General features: G+C 66.6%; 20 protein-coding genes and 1 pseudogene. 8 read left to right on the top strand and 13 right to left on the bottom strand.

The window, feature by feature from the left end; translation table 11 throughout:
* Positions 1 to 693, top strand: a pseudogene (locus AC3A6P_RS31885) (hypothetical protein); the annotation flags it as partial.
* A gap of 26 nt (positions 694 to 719) precedes the next feature.
* On the opposite strand, the gene AC3A6P_RS31880 reads toward AC3A6P_RS31885, so the two are convergent.
* Positions 720 to 1,112 (bottom strand): phage holin family protein, encoded by a 393-nt coding sequence (locus tag AC3A6P_RS31880; RefSeq protein WP_487696381.1) that lies wholly within the window; start codon positions 1,110 to 1,112, stop codon positions 720 to 722.
* A 406-nt stretch (positions 1,113 to 1,518) separates the two neighbouring features.
* Between AC3A6P_RS31880 and AC3A6P_RS31875 the strand changes: the two genes are divergently transcribed.
* Positions 1,519 to 1,965 (top strand): universal stress protein, encoded by a 447-nt coding sequence (locus tag AC3A6P_RS31875; RefSeq protein WP_487696380.1) that lies wholly within the window; start codon positions 1,519 to 1,521, stop codon positions 1,963 to 1,965.
* 6 nt (positions 1,966 to 1,971) lie between these two features.
* Here AC3A6P_RS31875 and AC3A6P_RS31870 read toward each other — a convergent pair whose 3' ends face one another.
* On the bottom strand, positions 1,972 to 2,649 hold the full coding sequence (locus AC3A6P_RS31870) for an MBL fold metallo-hydrolase (RefSeq protein WP_487696379.1): 678 nt from the start codon (positions 2,647 to 2,649) through the stop codon (positions 1,972 to 1,974).
* 143 nt (positions 2,650 to 2,792) lie between these two features.
* Here AC3A6P_RS31870 and uvrA point away from each other — a divergent pair, with 143 nt between their 5' ends.
* Positions 2,793 to 5,705, top strand: coding sequence for an excinuclease ABC subunit UvrA (uvrA, locus tag AC3A6P_RS31865; protein WP_487696378.1), 2,913 nt, complete (start codon positions 2,793 to 2,795; stop codon positions 5,703 to 5,705).
* On the opposite strand, the gene AC3A6P_RS31860 is transcribed toward uvrA, so the two are convergent.
* From AC3A6P_RS31860 to AC3A6P_RS31840, 5 genes are all read right to left on the bottom strand, one after another.
* Positions 5,695 to 6,885 carry a winged helix DNA-binding domain-containing protein gene (locus tag AC3A6P_RS31860; RefSeq protein WP_487696389.1) on the bottom strand — a complete coding sequence of 397 codons (1,191 nt, stop codon included), beginning with the start codon at positions 6,883 to 6,885 and terminating at the stop codon, positions 5,695 to 5,697. The genes uvrA and AC3A6P_RS31860 overlap by 11 nt on opposite strands.
* Complete coding sequence (locus AC3A6P_RS31855) at positions 6,882 to 7,184, bottom strand: PspA/IM30 family protein (RefSeq protein WP_487696377.1); 303 nt, start codon at positions 7,182 to 7,184, stop codon at positions 6,882 to 6,884. Before AC3A6P_RS31855 ends, AC3A6P_RS31860 begins: the two co-directional genes overlap by 4 nt.
* A 50-nt stretch (positions 7,185 to 7,234) precedes the next feature.
* On the bottom strand, positions 7,235 to 8,575 hold the full coding sequence (locus AC3A6P_RS31850) for an alpha/beta hydrolase (RefSeq protein WP_487696376.1): 1,341 nt from the start codon (positions 8,573 to 8,575) through the stop codon (positions 7,235 to 7,237).
* 52 nt (positions 8,576 to 8,627) lie between these two features.
* Positions 8,628 to 11,936 (bottom strand): bifunctional lysylphosphatidylglycerol synthetase/lysine--tRNA ligase LysX, encoded by a 3,309-nt coding sequence (gene lysX, locus AC3A6P_RS31845; protein ID WP_487696375.1) that lies wholly within the window; start codon positions 11,934 to 11,936, stop codon positions 8,628 to 8,630.
* Positions 11,937 to 12,006: 70 nt separating this feature from the next.
* A complete protein-coding gene (locus AC3A6P_RS31840) occupies positions 12,007 to 12,357 on the bottom strand; it encodes a DUF1844 domain-containing protein (protein ID WP_487696374.1) in 351 nt (116 codons plus the stop codon).
* A 257-nt stretch (positions 12,358 to 12,614) separates the two neighbouring features.
* On the opposite strand from AC3A6P_RS31840, the gene infC reads away from it, so the two are divergent.
* The 5 genes from infC to AC3A6P_RS31815 all read left to right on the top strand — a co-directional run bounded on the left by infC (position 12,615) and on the right by AC3A6P_RS31815 (position 15,526).
* Positions 12,615 to 13,226: a translation initiation factor IF-3 gene (gene infC / locus AC3A6P_RS31835; RefSeq protein ID WP_487696388.1), complete on the top strand. Its 612-nt coding sequence runs from the start codon at positions 12,615 to 12,617 to the stop codon at positions 13,224 to 13,226.
* 13 nt (positions 13,227 to 13,239) lie between these two features.
* Positions 13,240 to 13,434, top strand: coding sequence for a 50S ribosomal protein L35 (gene rpmI / locus AC3A6P_RS31830; protein ID WP_487696373.1), 195 nt, complete (start codon positions 13,240 to 13,242; stop codon positions 13,432 to 13,434).
* A 53-nt stretch (positions 13,435 to 13,487) separates the two neighbouring features.
* Entirely contained in the window at positions 13,488 to 13,877 is a 390-nt protein-coding gene (gene rplT / locus AC3A6P_RS31825; RefSeq protein WP_487696372.1) for a 50S ribosomal protein L20, read from the top strand.
* Positions 13,874 to 14,641 (top strand): TrmH family RNA methyltransferase, encoded by a 768-nt coding sequence (locus AC3A6P_RS31820; RefSeq protein ID WP_487696387.1) that lies wholly within the window; start codon positions 13,874 to 13,876, stop codon positions 14,639 to 14,641. The genes rplT and AC3A6P_RS31820 overlap by 4 nt, the downstream gene beginning before the upstream one ends.
* A 108-nt stretch (positions 14,642 to 14,749) precedes the next feature.
* On the top strand, positions 14,750 to 15,526 hold the full coding sequence (locus AC3A6P_RS31815; RefSeq protein WP_487696371.1) for an SDR family NAD(P)-dependent oxidoreductase: 777 nt from the start codon (positions 14,750 to 14,752) through the stop codon (positions 15,524 to 15,526).
* Positions 15,527 to 15,533: 7 nt separating this feature from the next.
* Here the strand turns inward: AC3A6P_RS31815 and AC3A6P_RS31810 are convergent, their stop codons facing one another.
* From AC3A6P_RS31810 to hydA, 6 genes are all read right to left on the bottom strand, one after another.
* Positions 15,534 to 16,790 carry an acyl-CoA dehydrogenase family protein gene (locus tag AC3A6P_RS31810; RefSeq protein WP_487696370.1) on the bottom strand — a complete coding sequence of 419 codons (1,257 nt, stop codon included), beginning with the start codon at positions 16,788 to 16,790 and terminating at the stop codon, positions 15,534 to 15,536.
* Positions 16,791 to 16,832: 42 nt separating this feature from the next.
* Positions 16,833 to 17,861, bottom strand: coding sequence for an oxygenase MpaB family protein (locus AC3A6P_RS31805; RefSeq protein ID WP_487696369.1), 1,029 nt, complete (start codon positions 17,859 to 17,861; stop codon positions 16,833 to 16,835).
* A 307-nt stretch (positions 17,862 to 18,168) separates the two neighbouring features.
* Positions 18,169 to 18,315: an SDR family oxidoreductase gene (locus AC3A6P_RS31800; RefSeq protein ID WP_487696368.1), complete on the bottom strand. Its 147-nt coding sequence runs from the start codon at positions 18,313 to 18,315 to the stop codon at positions 18,169 to 18,171.
* Entirely contained in the window at positions 18,312 to 19,604 is a 1,293-nt protein-coding gene (locus AC3A6P_RS31795) for a M20 family metallo-hydrolase (protein ID WP_487696367.1), read from the bottom strand. The genes AC3A6P_RS31800 and AC3A6P_RS31795 overlap by 4 nt, the downstream gene beginning before the upstream one ends.
* 23 nt (positions 19,605 to 19,627) lie before the next feature.
* Entirely contained in the window at positions 19,628 to 20,647 is a 1,020-nt protein-coding gene (locus AC3A6P_RS31790) for a TIGR03842 family LLM class F420-dependent oxidoreductase (protein ID WP_487696366.1), read from the bottom strand.
* Positions 20,648 to 20,658: 11 nt separating this feature from the next.
* Complete coding sequence (gene hydA, locus AC3A6P_RS31785) at positions 20,659 to 22,080, bottom strand: dihydropyrimidinase (protein WP_487696365.1); 1,422 nt, start codon at positions 22,078 to 22,080, stop codon at positions 20,659 to 20,661.
* Positions 22,081 to 22,106: the final 26 nt, after the last annotated feature.

The raw sequence follows: 22,106 nt of genomic DNA, 5'->3' as shown, positions 1-22,106 counted from the left end.
CCGCCGGGGCCGGGTGTGCCCGGTGGTGGTGTGCCGACGGGTGTTCCGGGGGTGACTCCGCCGGGGCCGGGTGTGCCGGGCGGTGGTGTGCCGACGGGTGTTCCGGGGGTGACTCCGCCGGGGCCGGGTGTGCCCGGTGGTGGTGTGCCGACGGGTGTTCCGGGGGTGACTCCGCCGGGGCCGGGTGTGCCCGGTGGTGGTGTGCCGACCGGTGGACCGGGTGCGGTCCCCCCGGGTCCTGGCGGACCGGGTACCAGCGTGCCGACCGGTATCCAGATCAACACTCCCCCAACGGGTTCGGTCCCCGGCGCCTCGGCGGCCACCGATCTCGGGTTGACGACGCCGCCGGCGCCGGGAACCCCCGGCGCTCAGGTGTTCGATCAGGCGTCGCAGATGCCCCCGGGCGTGCTGCCGGTGCTGGGCACCACCTCGTCGTGGGTGACGAGCCTGATCCCGCAGCCGACCCTGGGTGCTCCGGCCGCGGACGCCTCCGGACTCGCGAGCCTGTTCCCGCAGCCGGGGCTGGATCTGCCGAAGATCCCGGGCCTGCCGGTGCCGCTGCCCGAGAACATCCCGCTGAACCCCACCGATTTCATCTGTGAGGGCACCAGCTGGTCGGCGACCGCCACAGACGCCGATGGTGTGACCCTGCCGGGCACGCCGCCGGCGGACCGGCGCGACGACTGGGGCTGACCCGGAGCCGCCACCCGCAGTTACTCCTAGCTGCGGGTGGCGTCCGGGATCAGCAGTGACAGAACCCAACTGACGAGCGACAACACGATGGCGCCCCAGATCGCCGTCCACCAGAAATCGTCCACATCGAGGCCCCAGTGTGTGGTGTTGCGGGTGATCTGCGACGTGATCCACAGCATCAGCGCATTGATGACGATGTGGATCAGGCCGAGCGTCAGGATGTACAGGGGCAGGGCGATGAACTGAACGATGGGTTTGATGATGGCGTTGACCAGTCCGAAGATCACCGCGACCACGAAGATGATGCCCACCCGCGCCGCCGTGCTGTCGCCGCCGACGAAGTAGATTCCCGGGACCACCAGGGTCACGATCCACAACGCGAAACCGGTGAGTGCGGAACGAACCAGGAACGTCGTCATGCTGCGATCTTGGCACGCCCGGTGGCCGGCTGCGATGACGGTTGCTCACAACGAGTTTCGGGGTCACCGCTGACGAGTCGCTCCGTCAGATGAGTTGTGTTGCGCGACAGGATGTCCCGAGCATGCGGTGTGACCTCCGGTACACATGGCCATGGGGCACCTGCTGGCTCACCCTGCCGATCTCACTGTGCCGCGGGCTACGTCGCGGCTGCGACGCCGCTCACGTGTCAGCAAGCTCACCCAAACGGTTGGTGCAGTGGCTTTCGTGCTGGTCGTGCGCGAAAAGCGGGCGCGGGTCGGCGCCGATGTGTCGGCCAAATGCTCCCGTCGGTGAGCAGGAACGGGTTACTGTTTCGGGTGGCGTTGTAACCGAATCGGTTGTCATCGAACTACATGGAGGGTATGGATGAGCGGCTACAAAACCGTGGTGGTCGGCACCGACGGCTCGGACTCGTCGTTGCGTGCTGTCGACCGGGCGGGTGCCCTCGCCTCGGACCCGGACGCGAGAGTGATCATCGCGACCGCCTACTTCCCGTCGGCCGAGGACTCCCGCGGCGCCGACGTACTCAAGGACGAAGGCTACAAACTGTCCGGCAATGCGCCCATCTACGCGATCCTGCGTGAGGCCAAGGACCGCGCGAAGGCCGCCGGCGCCGCCAACATCGAAGAGCGCCCCATCGTCGGGGCGCCGGTCGATGCGCTCGTCGAGCTGGCCGAAGAGGTCAAGGCTGATCTGCTGGTGGTCGGCAACGTCGGCCTGAGCACGATCGCCGGCCGGCTGCTCGGATCGGTGCCCGCCAATGTGGCTCGTCGTTCCAAGACCGACGTGCTGATCGTCCACACCACCGGATAGCCGGCCTCAGTATCCGCGCTCGCGCCACTCTCCGAGGTGCGGGCGCTCGGTGCCCAGCGTGGTGTCGTCACCATGGCCCGGGTACACGATGGTCGTGTCGTCGAACACGTCGAACACCTTGGTGGTGACATCACCCAGCAGCGTCTCGAAGTCTCCGGGCTGCCACGTCTTGCCGACACCGCCCGGGAACAGGCAGTCCCCGGTGAACAGGTGCGTCACCCCGCCGGTGGCGTCGCCGGACAGGGCCAGCGCCACCGACCCGGGGGTGTGGCCACGCAGGGTGATGACGTCGAAGGACAGGTCGCCGACGGCGATCGTGTCGCCGTCGGCGAGCACACGGCTCGGCGGCACCGGCAGCTCCTTGCCGTCGACCTCGCTGGCGGCGGTGGGCACACCGGTGGAAGCGGCCACGGCCTGCAGCGCCTGCCAGTGGTCGAAATGCTGGTGGGTCGTCACGATCAGCACCAGTTTCGGCGCGTGCTCTTCGATGACCGCGAGCAGTGTCTCGGCATCGTTGGCCGCGTCGATGAGTAGGGACTCGCCGGTGCGGGAACAGGTCACGAGGTAGGCGTTGTTGTCCATGGGGCCCACGGACACTTTGACCACCGATGCGGCGGGCAGTGTGCGGCGTGCTCCGGAGCCGGGGTCGACATGGCCGGTGTAGGTGTCGTCGATGACGGTCATGGTGGTCACGTTACTGGCCCCGGAAACCGGCGGAGTAAAACTTGTCGGTGGGGAGACCTAGCATGGAACGCAACGTCTGTGGCCGGTCCGTCGGACCACTGGATTAGCTCCAAGAACTGCACAAACCAGCTGAAAGGTACCGGGTGGCTGAGCGCCTGATCGTCAAGGGTGCGCGCGAGCACAACCTGCGCAGTATCGACCTCGACCTGCCGCGTGACTCCCTGATCGTCTTCACCGGGCTGTCGGGATCGGGTAAGTCGTCGCTGGCCTTCGACACCATCTTCGCCGAGGGCCAGCGCCGCTATGTCGAGTCGCTGTCGGCCTACGCCCGGCAGTTCCTCGGGCAGATGGACAAACCCGACGTCGATTTCATCGAAGGTCTGTCCCCGGCGGTGTCCATCGACCAGAAGTCGACCAACCGCAACCCCAGGTCCACCGTCGGCACCATCACCGAGGTCTACGACTACCTGCGCCTGCTCTACGCCCGCGCGGGCAGCCCGCACTGCCCGGTGTGCGGCGAGAAGATCGCCAAGCAGACCCCGCAGCAGATCGTCGACCAGGTGCTCGCCATGGAGGAGGGCACCCGCTTCCAGGTGCTCGCCCCGGTGGTCCGCACCCGCAAGGGCGAGTTCGTCGACCTCTTCGAAAAGCTCAACACCCAGGGCTACAGCCGCGTCCGGGTGGACGGCACGGTGCACCCGCTGACCGATCCCCCCAAGCTGAAGAAGCAGGAAAAGCACGATATCGAGGTCGTCGTCGACCGCCTCACCGTCAAGGCCTCCTCGAAACAGCGTCTCACCGACTCGGTGGAGACGGCGCTCAATCTCGCCGACGGCATCGTCGTCCTCGAATTCGTGGACCAGGAAGAAGGCGCGCCGCACCGCGAGCAGCGCTTCTCCGAGAAGCTGGCCTGCCCCAACGGTCACGCCCTGGCCGTCGACGATCTGGAACCGCGGTCGTTCTCCTTCAACTCGCCCTACGGCGCCTGCCCGGAGTGCACGGGTCTGGGCATCCGCAAGGAAGTCGATCCTGAACTGGTGGTGCCGGACCCCGACCTCACGCTGGCCGAGGGCGCGGTGGCGCCGTGGTCCATGGGTCAGACCTCGGAGTACTTCACCCGGATGATGTCCGGCCTCGGTGACGAAATGGGCTTCGACGTCAACACACCGTGGAAGAAGCTGCCGGCCAAGGCGCGGAAAGCCATCCTGGAGGGTTCCGATCACCAGGTACATGTCCGGTACAAGAACCGCTACGGACGCACCCGGTCCTACTACGCCGACTTCGAAGGCGTCATGGCGTTCCTGCAGCGCCGGATGGAGCAGACCGACTCCGAGCAGATGAAGGAACGCTACGACGGGTTCATGCGTGACGTGCCGTGCCCGGAGTGCAACGGCACCCGCCTCAAGCCCGAGATCCTGGCGGTCACCCTGTCGGCGGGAGACTGGGGCGGCAAGTCCATCGCCGAGGTGTGCGCGCTGTCCGTCGCGGACTGCTCGGACTTCCTGAACGCGCTCACCCTCGGCCCGCGTGAGGCCGCGATCGCGGGACAGGTGCTCAAAGAGGTGCAGTCCCGGTTGGGCTTCCTGCTCGACGTCGGGCTGGACTACCTGTCGCTGGAGCGGGCCGCGGGCACGCTCTCCGGTGGCGAAGCGCAACGGATCCGGCTGGCCACCCAGATCGGTTCGGGTCTGGCCGGGGTGCTGTACGTCCTCGACGAACCTTCCATCGGCCTGCATCAGCGTGACAACCGCAGGTTGATCGAAACCCTGACGCGGCTGCGCGACCTCGGCAACACCTTGATCGTCGTCGAACACGACGAGGACACCATCGCCCACGCCGACTGGGTGGTCGACATCGGTCCGGCGGCCGGCGAACACGGCGGCACCGTCGTGCACAGCGGTACCTACGCCGAGCTGTTGAAGAATCCCAAGTCGATCACCGGTGCCTATCTCTCCGGCAAGGAGAGCATCGAGGTGCCGGCGATTCGCCGCCCGGTCGACCCCAAGCGTCAGCTGACGGTTGTCGGCGCGCGCGAACACAATCTCAAGGAGATCGACGTCGCGTTCCCGCTGGGCGTGCTCACCTCGGTGACGGGGGTGTCCGGTTCGGGTAAGTCGACCCTGGTCAACGACATCCTGGCCACGGTGCTGGCCAACAAGCTCAATGGCGCCCGCCAGGTGCCGGGCCGGCACATCCGGATCAACGGACTCGATCAGCTCGACAAACTGGTGCGCGTCGACCAGTCGCCGATCGGTCGCACGCCGCGGTCCAACCCCGCCACCTACACCGGCGTGTTCGACAAGATCCGCACGCTGTTCGCCGCCACCACCGAGGCCAAGGTCCGCGGTTACCAGCCCGGCCGGTTCTCGTTCAACGTCAAGGGTGGCCGCTGCGAAGCGTGTTCGGGTGACGGCACCATCAAGATCGAGATGAACTTCCTGCCCGACGTGTACGTGCCGTGCGAGGTGTGTCAGGGCGCCCGGTACAACCGCGAGACCCTCGAGGTGCACTACAAGGGCAAGACCATCTCCGAGGTGCTCGACATGCCCATCGAGGAGGCCACGGAGTTCTTCGAGCCCATCAGCTCGATCCACCGCTACCTCAAGACGCTGGTCGACGTCGGCCTCGGGTACGTCCGGCTGGGCCAGCCCGCGCCCACCCTCTCCGGTGGTGAGGCGCAGCGCGTCAAGTTGGCCGCCGAACTGCAGAAGCGCTCCACCGGGCGCACCGTGTACATCCTCGACGAGCCCACCACCGGCCTGCATTTCGAGGACATCCGCAAGCTGCTCAAGGTGATCAACGGGCTGGTCGACAAGGGCAACTCGGTGATCGTGATCGAGCACAACCTCGACGTCATCAAGACCTCGGACTGGATCGTCGACATGGGCCCCGAAGGTGGGTCCGGCGGCGGAACGGTGGTGGCCCAGGGGTCACCGGAAGATGTTGCGGCGGTGCCGGAGAGCTACACGGGCAAGTTCCTGCGTGAGGTGCTCGACGCACCGGCGGCCAAGCCGGCACCGAAGCGGGCGCCGCGCAAGCGCAAGGTCAGCGCGTAGGAAGCGTCGTCGACGCGATCGATTTGGACAGCGGCGACGGGAACCGCGGACTGACCTTCGTGCCGCCCAGCCAGTCGGTCAGTTCGGCAGCCTTGCGGTCCAACGCTTTTCGGGCCTTGGCTCCCGGGTCTTCGAGCAGCTGCACCTGCACCCGGCCGCTGGTGTCCTGGTTCCAGGCGCCGATGACCCGGCCGTTGCACCAGACGGTGGGCCCGGCGTTGCCGTTGGTGTCGAACACCTGACTGCGGTGCGGGCCCAGATACCAGTCGCGCTCCACCCAGCCCATGGTGGTGACATCGAGGCTGGGTAGCAGCGCCACCCACGGGTCCGGTGTGCTCACCGGTTCCAGGTCATCGGCCAGGGCGTACCCGGGAGAACCCTCCAGGTCCACTTCCACCGCACCGATGGCGGCGAGTGCGGCCCGGCTGGCGGTCAGGGTGCTGCCGAACCACCATTTGAGATCGGTGAGGCCGGCCGGCCCGAACGCCCGAAGCCAGCAGCGCACCATTTCAGCGCGCGCCTGCTCGGCCGGTAACCGCTCGATCGTCCCGACCCAGTTCTGGGCGTCGACCCAGCGTGGACGCGAGGTCACCCACGACCCGTCGTTGGGACCCCGCACGATGGCGCCGCTGACCGACAGCACCGTCATGACCCGCGGCGCGACGTGACCGATTCCGCCCCAGGTCTTTCCGGGCGCCGGATCATAGGTGCCGGTCAGCTCGGGCAGGGCGGTGCGCAGTTCAGTGGTGCTGGCCTCGCCGTGCTCCTCGAGGTACGTCAGCACCGCCGCCGACGCCGCCTCCAGCCACCGCGCGCCGTCGGGTGCCACGCCCGCGGTCTCGATATCGGCGATGAGCCGGCGGCGTTCGTTGGCGGCCACCCGGTCGCTCGCGCCGGGCAGGACCATGGCCAGATCGGGCGAGGGGATCAGCCACAACGTCCGCCGCATCGCCAGTTGTTTGACCAACGAACGGTGCTGGTACATCTCGGCGTCCAGGGCGTCGACGGTGAAACCCGGCCGGCGGGCCCACAAGGACAGGTAGGGCGTGGTCGGGTCGGTGGCGTGCCAGCCGATCAGTGCCGCCGTCATCTCCGGTATCGGCAGCATCGAATCCGGGTCGGCAAGGAAATGCCGGTGCGCCAGCCGAGCCCGTCGCTCGGCCGCGGTGAACGTCCTCAGCGGTCTTCGGACTTCATCTGGGCGCGGATCTGCGCCAGGCGTTCCGCAGCCGCACGTTGCCGCGCCTCGTACTGCTCTTCGACGCTGCGGCCCTCAGGGGTCTCGGCGTCCAGTTCGGCGGAGCCGAGGGCGGTACCGAACCGGGTCTCGATCTTCTCGCGGACCGACTCGAAGGTGGGCACACCGCCGGGGGTGTAGCCCGGGTCCTCCGGCGGGACGGGCGCGAAGCTGGGCTCAGGGGTGGGCACCACCTCGGCGTCGATGACGTTCTCGAGCTCCTCGTCTGGCTTGTCCGGCATGACTTCACGGTACCGCCGAGATCGGTCAGCGTACGAGGCTCTTTGTTGTGTCAGGGCGATCGGTATGACGCGTCGGTCGCGGCGGTCCCTCGTGACGGATTCGGGGCGGCCTCCGGCGTGTGGACCGCGCCGGCCAGCCACGGCAGCGCCTGGGCGAAGGCCGCCGCGGCGAAGGGCCAGTCGTGATTGCCGGCCTGGGTCACCACCGTGCAGTCGACGGCCACGGTCCGGCCTGTCGCGCAGAGCTCTTGGGCCGCGGCGGCTTGGCTGGCCTGACCGAATTGCGCCATCCCGCTGACGAACATGCCCGTCTCGTCGACATAGGGCCCGTGGCGGGTCAGCACCGTCACCGGATCGAAGCTCGCCTGGGCCGCAGCATTGCCGCCGTAGAGCCGGGCGAGGGTCTGTCCCGGGGTCCCCGCGTTCGGGGCCAGGTCGCCGGCGATGTCCTCGAAGACGCTGAACCGGTCGGGATGCATCGCCGCGAGGTCGACGGCGCAGGTTCCGCCCATCGACCACCCCGCCACCCCCCACTGCGCCCGGTCGGTACTCACCCCGAAGTGCGAGAGGACGTACGGGGCAACATCTTTGGTGATGTGGTCGGCGGCGTTTCCGCGCGGGCCGTTGACGCATTCGGTGTCGTTGTGGAAGGTGCCCACCGCGTCGACGAACACGAACACGGGTGTGGTGCCGTGATGGGCGGCGGCGTAAGCATCAAGGGTGGTGATCGCGTTGCCGGCCCGCAACCAGTCCGCCGGTGTGTTGAACTCGCCGCCGATCATCAGCACCACGGGCAGTGCCGGAGGCGGGCTGGTGGCGAACCAGGCCGGCGGTAGGTAGACGAACTCGTGGCGGTGCGCGAAGTGCGACGCGTCGCCGGGGGTGTTGATCTCCACGATGCTGCCCTTGGCCGGCAACCGGTGCTGGCGCGCGGTGTTCGCCACCAGTTCGCTCACGCCGGATTGGTCGATCTGATCGGGCAGCGGACCCGCGGTGAGCTGATTCCAGCCGGCCTGCACGTCCGGGACGTAACCCACCCAGAGGTTCACGCTGAGCGCCGCACTGAGCACACACAGTGGCACCGCCAGCACGGACACCGCGCGTCGCAGGCGTCCGGCGCTGCGCCACCCGAGTGCCAGCACGCTGGCCGCCACACCGGTCAACCCCACCCACGCCCACAATCCGCCCGGTGGGGGAGTGCCGCCCCAGCCTTCGTCGCCGATGAACCAGTAGAGCCAACCCGTCAGTGCGGCACCGACGAGCACACACCAGGGCAGGAACAGCCGACGCCAGCGGCGCGTACGCCAGCCGACGGCCGCCGCCACGGCCGAGGCGGCAACCGCCTGCGTCGCGAACGGCACCACACCGTGCAGCAGCGAAATCGGCACCACCCCATGGTGGCTCGCGTTTCTTACCGATCGCTGCGAGGTGGCTGTATGTGACCTAGCGCGGTTTGGCCAACGGGAACGGCAGCGTCTCGCGGATGCTGCGCCCGGTGATCAACATGACGATCCGGTCCACACCCATTCCCAGACCACCCGTCGGCGGCATCGCGTACTCGAGGGCCTGCAGGAAGTCCTCGTCGAGCTCCATCGCCTCGGGATCGCCGCCGGCGGCCAGCATCGACTGCTCATGCAGTCGCCGGCGTTGCAGTACGGGATCGGTGAGTTCGCTGTAAGCGGTGCCCAGCTCCACACCCCAGGCCACCAGGTCCCACCGTTCGGCGACGCCGGGCTTGCTGCGGTGCGGCCGTGTCAACGGCGATACCGAGGCCGGGAAATCGGTGTAGAAGGTCGGCGCCTCGGTGCGGTCCTCCACCAGGTGCTCGTACATCTCCAGCACCACCGCACCTGCGTCCCAATGGGTTTGATAGGGGATGCCGGCAGCGTCGCAGAGCTTGCGCAGCGCCGGGACATCGGTGTCGACGTCGACGTGCTCACCCAGGGCCTCCGACACCGCGTCGTGCACTGTCTTGACCGCCCACTGCCCGGAGATGTCGACAGGTTCCAGGCTGCCGTCGGATCTGGGTCGCAGGATCACGTGCGCGCCGTTGGCGGCCTCGGCCGCGTTCTGGATCAGCTCACGGCAGCCGTCGATCCAGACCCGGTAGTCGGCGTGGGCCTGGTAGGCCTCCAGCAGGGTGAACTCGGGGTTGTGGCTGAAGTCCACACCCTCGTTGCGGAACGCCCGGCCCAGCTCGAAAACGCGCTCCACCCCGCCCACACACAGACGTTTGAGGTAGAGCTCGGGGGCGATGCGCAGATACAGGTCCAGGTCGTAGGCGTTGATGTGGGTGGTGAACGGCCGCGCATTGGCCCCGCCGTGGATCTGCTGCAGGATGGGCGTCTCGACCTCGAGGAAACCCTTGGCGAACAACGTCTCCCGGATCGCGTGCAACACCTGGCTGCGGGCCCGGATCAGATCCCGGGCTTCGGTGTTGATGGCCAGGTCGACGTAGCGGGCCCGCACCCGCGCTTCCTGGTCGGTCAGGCCTTTCCACTTGTCCGGCAGCGGCCGAAGGCACTTGCCGATCAGCCGCCACCGCTGCACCAGGACCGAGCGGGTGCCGTTCAAGCTGGCGCCCACCACGCCGCTGACCTCCACCAGGTCGCCGAGGTCGATCGCGGCGGTGAACTCGGCGGTGCTGAGCCTCGAATTGTCCAGCAGCACTTGAGTTTCCCCCGACCAGTCGCGCAGCTGGGCGAACAACACCCCGCCGTAGTCGCGTATCCGCAGGATCCGCCCGGCCACGGTGACGTCGGGGCCGTCGGCCGACTCGAGCGCCTCGGCCACGGTGTGGCTGGGTGCCTGCCCGACGGGGTAGGCGTCGACGCCGTTGTCCTGCAACCACTTCAGCTTCGCCATCCGGACTCGGACCTGTTCGGGCAGCCGCGGGGTTCCGGTTTCCTGCGTCGAGTCGGCGGGTAGCGCCGCGGCGTCGGGTGTGCTGCCGTCCTCGTGCAGGGCGCCGGTCCTGACCAGTGCCTCGGGCACCGACGAATGCTGGCCGGTGTGCTGCTTGTTGCGCCGGCTGAACGGCAGCACCAGGAAGCCTTCGGCGATCACCGAGGCCACCCCGACGCGCGGCGCCAGGCGGGCGTCCTCGTAGCAGGCGAACCGCGGCACCCAGTCCGGTTGGTATTTCATGTTGGAGCGGTACAGGGTCTCCAGCTGCCACCAGCGCGAGAAGAACACCAGCAGTGCGCGCCACAACCTGGCCACCGGACCCGCACCAAGCTGCGCGCCCTCTTCGAACGCCGACCGGAACATCGCGAAGTTCAGCGAGATCCGGGTGATACCCAGCGCCTCACCCTGCAGGCACAGCTCGCTGACCATCAGCTCGACGGTGCCGTTGGGGGACTGGCGCGAGCGTCGCATCAGGTCCAGCGACACCCCGTTGGTGCCCCACGGCACCAGCGAGAGCATGGCCACCACTTCTTCTTGCCCGGGGGCACCCCCGACCGCTTCCACCAGCAGGCAGTCCGCGTCGGCCGGGTCTCCGAGGCGACCCAGCGCCATCGAGAAACCCCGCTCGGTCTCGGTGTCGCGCCAGGCGTCGGCCCGCTCGATCGCGGTGGTCATCTCCGCGGCCGACAGCTCGCGGTGGCGCCGGATCCGGACGGTCAACCCGGCGCGGCGGGCCCGGGTGACGGCCTGGCGCACGGGCTTCATGTCCGGGCCGGAGAGCTTGAACCGGTCCGGGTACAGGATGGCCTCGTCGCCGAGTTCCAGCGCGTGCAGTCCGGCCTCGCGGAATGCTTCGGCGGCCGCCGCACTGGCGCCCATCACACCGGGCGCCCAGCCGTAGGTCTCACACAGCTGCAGCCACGCCTCGATCGCGTTCGGCCACGCCCGTGGATCGCCGACGGGGTCACCGCTGGCCAGGCAGACGCCGACCTCCACCCGGTAGGTGATCGCGGCGCGCCCATCAGCGGAGAAGACCACCGACTTGTCGCGGCGGGTGGCGAAGTACCCCAGGGAGTCGTTCTTGCCGTAGACCTCCAGCAGCCCGCGGATCGCCGACTCGTCTTCACCGGTGAGGGCGTTGTCTGCCTGCTGGGAGCGGAACAGCACGACTGCGGCCACCATCAACGCCAGTGCACCGAACAGGCCGAGCAGGGCGTTGACGACGACGTGCGGGTGCTGCCCGTCGAACGCGCCGCCGTCGACGCCGGCGAAGGCGACCACCCGGTTGATGGAGTACGCCAAGCGGTAGTCGCGCTCCAGCGTCCCGGGGAACAGTTCCAGCAGGCCCCAGCCCACCAGGATGCCCAGGGCCATCCCCACCAGAAGCGTCGCGGCGGCTTTGAACAGCGCCGCCCGGCGTACCCGGGCCCAGAACTGCTTGTGGGCCATCACCAGGAAGGCGATCGCGGCGAGGTGAAAGACCAGGCCGATGACTTCGCCGAACTCCTCGCTCAGCGGTTCCTCGCCCTGGACCAGGTCGCCGATGTTCACGACGATCGCGGCCACCATGTACAGCACCAGGATCCACCAGGCGATGCGTTTGCGTGCCGCCAGCGCCGCCGCCAGCAGCGCCAGCACGAACGCCCACGCGAAGCTGGTGTCGGGGAAGTTGAAGATGTAGTCGTCGACGAACTCGCGGGGGACGCGGATGATCGACCGCACCAGCGGTGACACGCTGGCCACCAGCGACAACGTGGCGATGACGCCGACGGTCCACCCGGCTGCCGCGGGAACCCAGCGGAAGCGGGAGTCGAAGCGGTGCACCGTGCGGTCGACGAGGGTCATAGGCCGGGAGGATATTCGCTGGCGTAGAAAATATCGTGGAGAAACCCTCGAGCTGCCCGTGACCGGCGGGCTACCAGACGGGTCCGGTGTACTTCTCGCCCGGACCCTTGCCCGGCTCGTCGGGCGCGGCGCTGGCTTCGCGGAACGCCAGCTGCAGACTCTTGAGCCCGTCGCGGATCGGGCCGGCGTGCGGGCCGAGGTACTCGACGGAGGCGGTCACCAGTCCGGCCAGCGCGGTGATGAGACGACGCGCCTCGTCGAGGTCACGGAAGGGGCTGTCGTCGGGGTCGGGATGCGACAGGCCGAGCTTCTCGGCGGCCGCACTCATCAACATCACCGCTGACCTGGTGATCACCTCGACGGCGGGTACTTCGGCAAGTTCGCGTATTTGATCTTGCTCGATTCTGGGATCCTCGGTCATGCCTGATAGAGTGGCACGTGCGACCGTCCCGGCTCACGCCAGGGACAGCAAGTGGAGTCCCACTCCCACCGTTGGCCGAACAGGTTCAACGGTCCGGTCACCGGCATCCCAGGATGCCAGGTTCTGCGTTTCACGCAGGCGGTTCGTCCCGCGACCGGTCGGCTTTGGGCCCTGCTACATGCAGGGCTTTTTTGCTGATGACGTGGTGTTCCAGCTGTTACGCGGTCCGACACAGTGGAACAAACCAGGGAGGCCCCATCAGCACTGAGACCCGCATCAACGAGCGTATCCGCGTACCTGAAGTCCGTTTGATCGGCCCCGGTGGGGAGCAGGTGGGCATCGTGCGCATCGAAGATGCACTCCGCGTCGCCGCGGATGCCGATCTCGACCTTGTCGAAGTAGCTCCGAATGCCAGACCTCCGGTCTGCAAGATCATGGACTACGGCAAGTTCAAGTACGAGACGGCTCTGAAGGAGCGCGAGTCTCGCAAGAACCAGCAGCAGACCGTCGTCAAGGAACAGAAGCTGCGCCCCAAGATCGACGACCACGACTACCAGACCAAGAAGGGTCACGTCGTCCGCTTCCTCGAGGCGGGGTCGAAGGTCAAGGTGACGATCATGTTCCGCGGACGTGAGCAGTCCCGGCCCGAACTGGGCTTCCGACTGTTGCAGCGGCTGGGCGCCGACGTGGCCGAATACGGCTTCGTCGAGACGTCCGCCAAGCAGGACGGCCGCAATATGACGATGGTGCTGGCCCCGCACCGCGGCGCGAAGACTCGTGCCAAGGCGGCTCATGACGCTGACACTCCGGCGCAACGCTCCGGCGGCGCGGACGCACAGCCCACCGAAAACCCAGACACCACCCAGTAGAACTGAGGACCACATGCCCAAGGCCAAGACCCACAGCGGCGCGTCGAAGCGTTTTCGTCGCACCGGTACCGGCAAGATCGTTCGGCAGAAGGCCAACCGCCGCCACTTGCTCGAGCACAAGGCCACCAAGCGCACTCGTCGTCTCGACGGCCGTACCGTTGTCGCCACCACGGACAACAAGCGCATCAACGCGATGCTCAACGGCTGATCCAGCCACCCGAACTTTCTGACCGAACGTAGACAAAGAACAGGAACACCCCCATGGCACGCGTGAAGCGCGCAGTCAACGCCCAGAAGAAGCGGCGCTCAGTCCTCAAGGCGTCGAAGGGCTACCGCGGACAGCGGTCCCGGCTCTACCGCAAGGCCAAAGAGCAGCAGCTGCACTCATTGACCTATGCCTACCGCGACCGCCGGGCCCGCAAGGGTGAGTTCCGCAAGCTGTGGATCTCGCGTATCAACGCCGCCGCCCGCGCCAACGACATCACCTACAACCGGCTGATCCAGGGCCTCAAGCTCGCCGGTGTCGAGGTGGATCGCAAGAACCTGTCGGAGATCGCGATCAGCGATCCGGCCGCGTTCACCGCGCTGGTCGAGGTCGCAAAGGCTGCTCTGCCCGAGGATGTCAACGCGCCCGCCGGAGAGGCTGCCTGACGCTCACCGAGCGCTCCAACCGGGTCGCTGCAGCGCTGAAGCTGCAGAAAGCCTCCGGACGTCGCCGCGCCGCACGCTTTCTCGCCGAAGGTCCCAACCTCGTCGAGGCAGCGTTGCGGCGCGGTCTTGTCAGTGAGGTCTTCGTGACCGAGGACGCTGCAGCTCGCTTCGACTCGCTTCTGGCCGGGGTGGAGATCCAACTGGTCACCGAACGCGCGGCAAAAGCGCTGTCGGACACCGTGACCCCCGTCGGTCTGGTGGCGGTGTGCCGGACCCCCGAGGTGTCACTCGCCGATGTGCTGGCCTCGCCGCGCCTGGTGGCGGTGGGCGTGGACACGTCTGATCCCGGTAATGCGGGCACCCTGATCCGGCTGGCCGACGCCATGGGTGCCGACGCTTTCATCCTGGCCGGCAACAGCGTCGACCCGTACAACGCAAAATGCCTGCGGTCTTCGGCCGGCAGCATCTTCTCGGTGCCGGTGATCGAGGCGCCCGACACGCTGGCGTTGATCTCTGCGCTGGGTTACGCCGAACTGGTGGTCATGGCCTCGACGCTGGACGGCGAGATGTCGCTGGATGACGTCGATCTGAAGGTGCCCACCGCGTGGCTGTTCGGATCCGAAGCGCACGGACTGTCCGCTGAGGTCGCTGCGGCGGCCGACGTCCGTGTCACGATTCCGATGGCCGGGGGAGCAGAAAGCCTCAATGTGGCTGCGGCCGCGGCTATTTGCCTGTATCAGAGCGCGGCAGCGCACCGAGCCTGACGGACGCGTCCTTTCTTTACACATCCTTAACCGGCTGATGGCAGGACCAGAAATGGTTCAGAACCAGGGTTCGGGTCAAGAGGCCTGCGTCGGGATGAGGAGAATTCGGTGATCGATCTCGCCAACAAGACTGCGGTGGTGACCGGCGGCTCGCGCGGCATCGGCCGGGCGGTTGCGTTCACGCTCGCCGAGCACGGAGCCCGCGTGATCGTCGCCGACCGCAGTGATCACCTGCGCAGCGCCGAGGAATCGACCTCCGGACTGATCCGGGCCCGCGGTGGGTCGGCCGAGTCACACCCGCTCGACGTCGCCGACTCGGCTGCCGTCACCGAGCTCTTTGACAGTGTCGCAAACAGTTACGGCATCGACATCCTGGTCAACAACGCCGGGGTGCTGCACGCCGGGTCGGTCACCGAGACCAGCGATGAGATCTGGCGTGACCAGTTCGCGGTCAACGTCGACGGAACGTTCTTCTGCATGCGCTCGGCCATCACGGCGATGGTGGCGGCCGGACGGGGCGGCAAGATCGTCAACGTCACCTCGATCAGCGGACTGCGTGCCAACCCGGGATTCGCCGCGTACTGCGCCTCCAAGGCAGCGTTGGTGAATCTGACCCGGCAGGCCGGAATCGATTACGCCACAGCAGGAATCAACGTCAACGCCGTCGCTCCCGGATTTGTCGAGACCGATATGACCTCGCTCTACGATGCGCCCATCAGGCGTGCACTCGAAGGGCAGACACCGAACGGACGGTGGGCGACCGCGGCGCAGATCGCCGACACCGTGCTGTTCCTCGCCTCCAGCCTGTCCGATCACATCGTCGGCGAGATCATCGCTGTCGATGGCGGATGGCTGGTCGGCACTCCCGTGGTGGTGGCGCCGTGAGCGCCTGTCATTCTCCCCGCAGCAGCCCCTTGGCGACGTGCGTGATCTGCACTTCGTTGCTGCCGGCGTAGATCATCAACGACTTGGCGTCCCGGGCCAGTTGCTCCACCCGGTACTCGGTCATGTAGCCGTTGCCACCGAACAGCTGCACCGCTTCCATCGCCACATCGGTGGCAGCCTGCGAACAGTAGTACTTGATCGCCGACGCCTCGGCCAGGGAGATGGCCGTCCCGGTCTGGGCGGCCTCGATGACGCGGAACAGCATGTTGCGCACGTTCATCCGGGCCACTTCCATATTGGCGAGCTTCAGCTGGATGAGCTGGAACTGGCCGATCTCCTTGCCCCACAGGGTGCGGGTCCGCGCGTAGTCCACCGACAGCCGCAGGCATTCCTCGATGACCCCGAGCGCCATCGCCGCCACACCGATGCGTTCGGCGGAGAAACTGGAGCGCGCGCTCTCGCGCCCCTGATCGACACTGCCGGAGGCGCCCTCGGTCTCGCCCAACAGCCGGTCGCGGCCGAGCCGGACGTTGTTGAAGAACAGTTCGCCCGTGCGGGAGGAGTGAATTCCCATCTTGCGGAAGGGTTTCGACTGGACGAAACCCTCCATACCTTTGTCGAGCACGAAGGTCAGGACCTTGCGATCTCTGGGACTTGTTGGGGCGGAGATGTCGGATCTACCTTCGTCCAGCTTGGCGTACACCACCACGACGTCGGCGTCGGGGCCGTTGGTGATGAAGGTCTTCTGGCCGTTGAGGATGTAGTCGTCGCCGTCGCGCACCACATAGGACTTCATGCCGCCGAAGGCGTCGGAGCCCGAATCCGGTTCGGTGATGGCCCAGGCGCCCACCTTCTCGTAGGTCACCAGTTCGGGCAGCCAGCGTTCCTGCTGCGCCAGGGTGCCGCGGCTCTGGATGGTCGGCACCGTCAGGCCCAGGCTGACACCCATCCCGGTGACGACGCCCATCGACACCCGGCACAGTTCGCTGATCACGACGAAGCCCATCCCGCCCTGCTCGCCGCCGAACATCCCGCCGCCGCCACCGGACTTCGACTCACCGCCGTCGCGCAGCCTGGCCAGGCGCTTCTCCAACGCTTCACGCGCCATCACATCGATCCCAAACGAGGAGAACAATTTCCGGATGATCGGGTACGGCTCCATCTCGCCGCTCTCGAGCGCGTCGACGTGGGGGCGGATCTCTTTGTCTACGAACTGGCGCACGGCGTCACGCACCGCGAGGTCAACGTCGGACCACTCGATCATTGGCGATTCTCTCGATTCGGTTGTGTTGTGTAGTCGGTCAGATCATGCTGCCGAACGCCGCCCGCGGGCGGGCCGGAATCCGGCAAGGGAAAACGTGGTGTGCACCAGGGAGCCGGCCCGCTCGGCCAGAGCCAGGGGCAGCGGCGCCTTGCGCTTCGGTACATAGTGCATCGGCATGCCCTTACGGTCACGTGGCGGACCCATGAAGAACGGCGCCTCGACCAGCGGAGCGTCGGCGGCGACCTGCCCCGAGGCGCGCCGGTAGGCGGCCAAAGCCCGCGGGTGCAGGCGGATCTCGTCGGGCACTGCCAGGAAGGCGATCTCCACGGCCTTGCCGAACAACCTCAGCAACACCTCGTCACCGGGTGTCCACCGCATGCCGGCCTTCTCCCGCAGCGCCGGGTCGAACAAGCCTGCCGCGATCCACCGCTGGCCGGCGATCATCGGCCGGAACATCTGGTCCCACAACGGTGTCGGCATCAAGACGAATTTGGGCTTCGGGATTCGGATGCTGAAGATGTCCAAGGTCGCCCGGTTGATCTCCAGCTCGTCGCGGCAGGTGCGCTCCCAGTATTCGCAGAACTCTTCCCAGGTTTGCGGTACCGGCCGCATGCTCATGCCGTACTGGCGGTACCACTGGACGTGCTCGTCGAACAGTTGGCGTTTCTCGGCCTCGGTCAGCCCGCCGCAGAAATACTCGGCGACCTTGATGATCAACATGAAGAAGGTGGCGTGCGCCCAATAGAACGTCTCGGGGTTCAATGCGTGGTAGCGGCGCCCATGGGTGTCCACACCCTTGATCGTGGTGTGGAAGTTCTTGATCTGCCGACCGGTGTGGCCGGCGCGGTCACCGTCGTAGACGACGCCCATGATCGGGTAGACCGAGCGCGCGACTCGTTGCAGCGGTTCACGCAGCAGAATCGAGTGGTCTTCGACGCCGGCGCCGAGTTGGGGATACATGTTCTGGACCGCGCCGATCCACACGCCCAGCAGCCCCGTGCGCAGGTCGCCGAAGTACTTCCAGGTCAATGAGTCCGGGCCGAGTGGATCGGCCGGGGTCTGCTCGTCCATTGCGCCTCCCGTCCTTGCCAGGAGTACCCAACGGTAGTGATGACAACCGTGGTTGTCCATGGTTCTCGAAGTTTGCCGGCTGTGCCGTTATGATGATGAAAATATGTAGGTTCTCAAACCCGATGTCCAGTCTCAAATTCAATGTCCCACTCGTGTCCCTTGGGACGCGAAGTTGAGACGGCACCTCTAACGGTGTTCTCGGTAATCCGCAAAATATACGGTCAGCAGGTCGTCCGGAAGATAATTGAGCTAGTCGTCGCAGTTCTAATCGTCATCGGTTACGCGTCGCAGTCTGAACCGGAGCGGATCAGTAGGGTGTGGCGCCGCCGTCGACGTTGATGGATTGCCCCCGGATGATGGCGGCGCGGTCGCTCAGGAGAAATGACACAATTCTGCCCACCTCGAGCGGTTGGTCGAACATGGCCGGCGCCAACGGCTTCTGACCGGATTTCACGGTCGCAGGCCCTCAGCCATCCGCGCCACCACCTCGGTGAGCACGTCGACCCCGGCCGTCAGGTCGCCATCATGGGTGTACTCGGCTTCCGCATGCGACACGCCGTCCACACTGGGGATGAACAGCATGACCGTGGGCACCAGGTCCTTCATGTTGGTCGAGTCGTGTCCGGCCCGGGTCAGGACCTGCATGCGGCTCAGGCCCAGATCGTCGATGGCACCTTCGGCCAGCGCCACCCCCTCGGGCTGATAGGTGTGCCCCTTCCAGGTGTGGGCGAAGCGGCGTTCGATGCGCACGTCGGCGGCCACCTCGATCTCGGCGCACGCCCGCCGCAGCTGTTCGTCGGCGGCAGAGAGCAATTCGTCGTCAGGCGATCTCAGGTCCAGGTGCATGTGCACCTCGCGAGCCACCACCACCGGTGAGTTCGGGTACACCGTCAGCTGACCGCAGGAGGTGTGCAACTGTTCGCCGTGCTGGTCGGCGATGTCCCGCAGTGCCACCACGATCTTCGCGGCCCCCAGGAGCGCGTCCTGTCGGTCGGCGATAGCCGTTGCACCAGTGTGTGCTTGTGCGCCGACCACGGCGATCTCGTACTTGTTGGCCGCCCAGGTGGCCGGCACGACACCGAGTTGGATGCCGGCCTTGTCGAGTTCACGGCCCTGTTCGATGTGGATCTCGGCATAACCACATACGCTCAGCCCGCCGGGGGAGTGGTGCGCACCCACCTCGAAAACATCGGTCTCGCCTCGCATTCCGAGGTCATCCAAGGCATCCCGCACAGTGACCCCGGCGGAGTCGGCGGTGGACAGCGCCGCGTCGAGGTCGATCTTCCCGGTGAACACACCGCTGCCCTGCATCGACGGTTTGAACCGCGAGCCTTCCTCGTTGAACCAGTTCACCACCGCGAGATTCACCCGTGCGCCACCAGGCTGTTCGGTGTAGTGACGCAGTAACCGGTCGACCGCGTGCGCGCCGGCCAGCACACCGTAGGCGCCGTCGTATCGACCACCCCGTGGCTGACTGTCCAGATGCGAGCCCACCAACACGTACGGGGCGCCCGGCGTGAACTCACACAGACCGAACTGGTTGCCTATCCGGTCATAGTCGACCCGAAACCCTTTGGTGGACAACCACTGTGCCAGCCATTCCCGGGCCTGGCCGTCAGCGGCGGTGGCGGCCTGACGTTCGACACCGCCAGCCGGCGTGGCGCCGAATCCGGACATGGTGGCGAAGTCATCGAGGAACTGTTGGTCAGCAACGGGATTCGGGGGTACTCGTACGGTGGTCATGGTGCTCCGATTCGAATTCGTGGTCACAGGCGCGCCGACAACTGAGGCTGCAGTGCCGGTATCACGTGGTCGCCGTAAGCCGCCAGTGTCGCATCGATGCCGTCGTGCTGCAGATAGCCGGCGAACTGGTCGACACCGAGATCGCTGAGTTCCTGCAACCGGGACACGTGCTGGTCGGGTGTGCCCAGCAGGCAGAAGCGGTCGACGATCTCGTCGGGAACGAACTGAGCGTGGGTGTTGCCCGCCTTGCCGTGCTGGTTGTAGTCATACCCGGATCGGTGCTCGATGTAGTCGGTGAGCGCGCGTGGCACCCCGGCTCCGTCGCCCCCGTAGCGGGACACAAGGTCGGCGACGTGGTTGCCCACCATGCCCCCGAACCATCTGCACTGATCCCGTTGATGGGCAAGGTCGGTGCCGATGTAGGCGGGCGCGGCGACGACGACCTTCACCGCGGCCGGATCGCGGCCGGCGGCCTCTGCTGCTCGTTTCACCCGCCCGACCATCCATTCGACAATCGTCGGATCTGCGATCTGGAGGATCACCCCGTCGGTCTGCCGGCCGATCAGGTCCAGCACCCGAGGGCCGTAACCGGCTCCGTAGACCTCCAGCTCGGACCGACGCGCCCACGGGAGCTGCACAGTGGTGCCGTTGATCTCGACACTGCGGCCGTTACCGAGTTCCCGGATCACCTCCACGGCGGCTCCGAGATCGGCGACCGAGCACGGCTTGCCCGAGGTGACCCGCACCGCCGAGTCCCCGCGTCCGATACCGCACACCGTCCGGTTGCCGAACATCGAGTTCAGCGTCGCGTAGGTGGAGGCGGTGACGGAATTGTCCCGGGTCAGCGGGTTGGTGACCATCGGGCCGACGGTCACCGTCCTGGTGGCGGACAGGATCTGGCTGTAGATCACGTAGGGTTCCTGCCACAGGATGTGGGAGTCGAAGGTCCAGACATGACTGAACCCACGGTTCTCCGCCGCTACCGCCAACTCGACGATCCGCGACGCGGGCGGATTGCACTGCAGGACGACACCGAAATCCATGTCCGGCCTTTCTAGATCAGGTTCTGGCTCAAGCCGCGGCGGACGAACCGGCCGTCAGTACGACTACCCAGGTAGGTTCCGTCAACAACGATCCGCTTCCCGCGGGAGAACACCATGGCGATACCGCCATCGATGCTGAACCCCTCCCAGGCGGAATAGTCCATGTTCATGTGATGTGTTGCACCCAGCCCTATCTCGGTACGGGCGTGGGGGTCGTAGACCACGACGTCGGCGTCGGCTCCCGGACTGATCACCCCTTTGCGCGGGTACATGCCGAACATCCGGGCCGGCTCGGTACTGCAAACCTGCACCCACCGTTCGAGGCTCATTCGACCGTCGACCACACCCTGGTACATCAGGTTCATCCGGTGTTCGACGCCCCCGATACCGTTGGGGATCTTGGAAAAGTCGCCCAAGCCCATTTCCTTCTGGCCCTTCATACAGAACGGGCAGTGGTCGGTGGCCACACCGGCGACGTCACCGGTGCGGATGAAACGCCACAACTCGTCCTGATGCCCCTCGGCGCGGGACCGTAGCGGCGTCGAGCACACCCACTTGGCGCCCTCGAATCCGGGTGCGCCCAACTGCTCCTCCAGCGACAGGTAGAGGTACTGCGGGCAGGTCTCGGCGAACACGTTGGCCCCCCTGCCGCGGGCGGTCGCGATCTGCTCCAGGGCCTGTTTGGCGGACACGTGCACCACGTACAGCGGCACGCCCGTGACATCGGCGAGCATGATGGCCCGGTGCGTGGCCTCCTCTTCGAGCTGCCAGGGGCGGGAGACCCCGTGATAGTAGGGTGAGGTCTCGCCGCGCTCCAGATGTTGAGCCACCAATTCATCGATGGCGATGCCGTTTTCGGCGTGCATCATCATCAAGGCACCCACCTCGGCACAGCGCTGCATGGCTCGCAGGATCTGGCCGTCGGTGGAGTAGTAGACCCCGGGATAGGCCATGAACAGCTTGACGCTGCTGACGCCTTCGGTGATCAGTTCCCCGATCGCGGACAGCGAGTCGGCATTGACGTCACCGATGATCTGATGAAAGCCGTAGTCGATGGCACAGTTACCCGCCGCCTTCTCGTGCCACTGCGCCAGGGTGTCGAGGACGGCGGTCCCCGGGGTCTGGATGGCGAAGTCGACGATGGTGGTGGTGCCGCCCATGGCCGCAGCGAACGTGCCGGTCTCGAAGGTGTCCGACGCTGTGGTCCCGCCGAACGGCATCTCCATGTGGGTATGGGCATCCACCCCACCCGGAATAACGTATTTACCTGTCGCATCGACGATGTGGTCGACGTTCTGCGCCAGCCCCGGTCCAAAGGGACTGGACCCCGGCTGGATCAGGGCCGCAATGGTCTCGCCGTCGATCAGGACGTCCAATTGTTGGCGGCCGGTGGCCGAAATGACCGTGCCGCCGTGGATCAGCGTGGTCGCCATGTGTCTCCCTCTGATGAGAATCGAGT

It is taken from the genome of Mycobacterium sp. Soil_C_30 (genome assembly GCF_057656995.1).
Note: the sequence above shows the minus strand (reverse complement) of the source record. Positions and strands in the feature narration are given on the sequence as shown.